The 3,344-nt window shown below is 50.1% G+C and carries 1 tRNA gene and 2 rRNA genes; all 3 read left to right on the top strand.

Going from position 1 to position 3,344, the window contains the following annotated elements:
- The first annotated feature begins 48 nt into the window (after positions 1-48).
- Positions 49-1,594, top strand: a 16S ribosomal RNA gene (locus QM843_RS09775).
- 51 nt (positions 1,595-1,645) lie between these two features.
- Positions 1,646-1,718 (top strand) — tRNA-Ala (locus QM843_RS09770).
- Positions 1,719-1,842: 124 nt separating this feature from the next.
- A 23S ribosomal RNA gene (locus tag QM843_RS09765) occupies positions 1,843-3,344 on the top strand; the annotation flags it as partial.

Raw genomic sequence — 3,344 nt, 5'->3', positions numbered from 1 at the left:
AAAAAACAATAAATCTGTCAGTGACAGAAATGAGTGAGAACTCAAACTTTTAATGAGAGTTTGATCCTGGCTCAGGACGAACGCTGGCGGCGTGCCTAATACATGCAAGTAGAACGCTGAAGGAGGAGCTTGCTTCTCTGGATGAGTTGCGAACGGGTGAGTAACGCGTAGGTAACCTGCCTGGTAGCGGGGGATAACTATTGGAAACGATAGCTAATACCGCATAATAGTAGATGTTGCATGACATTTGCTTAAAAGGTGCAATTGCATCACTACCAGATGGACCTGCGTTGTATTAGCTAGTTGGTGGGGTAACGGCTCACCAAGGCGACGATACATAGCCGACCTGAGAGGGTGATCGGCCACACTGGGACTGAGACACGGCCCAGACTCCTACGGGAGGCAGCAGTAGGGAATCTTCGGCAATGGACGGAAGTCTGACCGAGCAACGCCGCGTGAGTGAAGAAGGTTTTCGGATCGTAAAGCTCTGTTGTAAGAGAAGAACGAGTGTGAGAGTGGAAAGTTCACACTGTGACGGTATCTTACCAGAAAGGGACGGCTAACTACGTGCCAGCAGCCGCGGTAATACGTAGGTCCCGAGCGTTGTCCGGATTTATTGGGCGTAAAGCGAGCGCAGGCGGTTAGATAAGTCTGAAGTTAAAGGCTGTGGCTTAACCATAGTACGCTTTGGAAACTGTTTAACTTGAGTGCAAGAGGGGAGAGTGGAATTCCATGTGTAGCGGTGAAATGCGTAGATATATGGAGGAACACCGGTGGCGAAAGCGGCTCTCTGGCTTGTAACTGACGCTGAGGCTCGAAAGCGTGGGGAGCAAACAGGATTAGATACCCTGGTAGTCCACGCCGTAAACGATGAGTGCTAGGTGTTAGACCCTTTCCGGGGTTTAGTGCCGCAGCTAACGCATTAAGCACTCCGCCTGGGGAGTACGACCGCAAGGTTGAAACTCAAAGGAATTGACGGGGGCCCGCACAAGCGGTGGAGCATGTGGTTTAATTCGAAGCAACGCGAAGAACCTTACCAGGTCTTGACATCCCTCTGACCACTCTAGAGATAGAGTTTTCCTTCGGGACAGAGGTGACAGGTGGTGCATGGTTGTCGTCAGCTCGTGTCGTGAGATGTTGGGTTAAGTCCCGCAACGAGCGCAACCCCTATTGTTAGTTGCCATCATTCAGTTGGGCACTCTAGCGAGACTGCCGGTAATAAACCGGAGGAAGGTGGGGATGACGTCAAATCATCATGCCCCTTATGACCTGGGCTACACACGTGCTACAATGGCTGGTACAACGAGTCGCAAGCCGGTGACGGCAAGCTAATCTCTTAAAGCCAGTCTCAGTTCGGATTGTAGGCTGCAACTCGCCTACATGAAGTCGGAATCGCTAGTAATCGCGGATCAGCACGCCGCGGTGAATACGTTCCCGGGCCTTGTACACACCGCCCGTCACACCACGAGAGTTTGTAACACCCGAAGTCGGTGAGGTAACCATTTGGAGCCAGCCGCCTAAGGTGGGATAGATGATTGGGGTGAAGTCGTAACAAGGTAGCCGTATCGGAAGGTGCGGCTGGATCACCTCCTTTCTAAGGATAAGGAACTGCGCATTGGTCTTGTTTAGTCTTGAGAGGTCTTGTGGGGCCTTAGCTCAGCTGGGAGAGCGCCTGCTTTGCACGCAGGAGGTCAGCGGTTCGATCCCGCTAGGCTCCATTGGTGAGAGATCACCAAGTAATGCACATTGAAAATTGAATATCTATATCAAATAGTAACAAGAAAATAAACCGAAAACGCTGTAGTATTAATAAGAGTTTATGACTGAAAGGTCAGAAAATAAGGTTAAGTTAATAAGGGCGCACGGTGGATGCCTTGGCACTAGGAGCCGAAGAAGGACGTGACAAACGACGATATGCCTTGGGTAGCTGTAAGTAAGCGATGATCCAGGGATTTCCGAATGGGGGAACCCAACAGGTACTACCTGTTACCCGCATCTGTTAAGGATGTGAGGAGGAAGACGCAGTGAACTGAAACATCTAAGTAGCTGCAGGAAGAGAAAGCAAAAGCGATTGCCTTAGTAGCGGCGAGCGAAACGGCAGGAGGGCAAACCGAAGAGTTTACTCTTCGGGGTTGTAGGACTGCAATGTGGACTCAAAGATTATAGAAGAATGATTTGGGAAGATCAGCCAAAGAGAGTAATAGCCTCGTATTTAAAATAGTCTTTGTACCTAGCAGTATCCTGAGTACGGCGGGACACGTGAAATCCCGTCGGAATCTGGGAGGACCATCTCCCAACCCTAAATACTCCCTAGTGACCGATAGTGGACCAGTACCGTGAGGGAAAGGTGAAAAGCACCCCGGGAGGGGAGTGAAATAGAACCTGAAACCGTGTGCCTACAACAAGTTCGAGCCCGTTAATGGGTGAGAGCGTGCCTTTTGTAGAATGAACCGGCGAGTTACGTTATGATGCGAGGTTAAGTTGAAGAGACGGAGCCGTAGGGAAACCGAGTCTGAATAGGGCGGATTAGTATCATGACGTAGACCCGAAACCATGTGACCTACCCATGAGCAGGTTGAAGGTGCGGTAAGACGCACTGGAGGACCGAACCAGGGCACGTTGAAAAGTGCTTGGATGACTTGTGGGTAGCGGAGAAATTCCAAACGAACTTGGAGATAGCTGGTTCTCTCCGAAATAGCTTTAGGGCTAGCGTCGACATTAGAGATTCTTGGAGGTAGAGCACTGTTTGGGTGAGGGGTCCATCCCGGATTACCAATCTCAGATAAACTCCGAATGCCAATGAATTATGGTCGGCAGTCAGACTGCGAGTGCTAAGATCCGTAGTCGAAAGGGAAACAGCCCAGACCACCAGCTAAGGTCCCAAAATAATTGTTAAGTGGAAAAGGATGTGGGGTTGCACAGACAACTAGGATGTTAGCTTAGAAGCAGCTATTCATTCAAAGAGTGCGTAATAGCTCACTAGTCGAGTGACCCTGCGCCGAAAATGTACCGGGGCTAAAACAATTTACCGAAGCTGTGGATACCTTTATAGGTATGGTAGGAGAGCGTTCTATGTGTGAAGAAGGTGTACCGTGAGGAGCGCTGGAACGCATAGAAGTGAGAATGCCGGTATGAGTAGCGAAAGACAGGTGAGAATCCTGTCCACCGTAAGACTAAGGTTTCCAGGGGAAGGCTCGTCCGCCCTGGGTTAGTCGGGACCTAAGGAGAGACCGAAAGGTGTATCCGATGGACAACAGGTTGATATTCCTGTACTAGAGTATGTAGTGATGGAGGGACGCAGTAGGCTAACTAAAGCAGACGATTGGAAGTGTCTGTCTAAGCAG

The sequence above is a fragment of the Streptococcus mitis genome (genome assembly GCF_047463435.1).
GTDB lineage: Bacteria > Bacillota > Bacilli > Lactobacillales > Streptococcaceae > Streptococcus > Streptococcus mitis_DS.
This window is presented reverse-complemented; position numbering and strand designations above follow the sequence as displayed.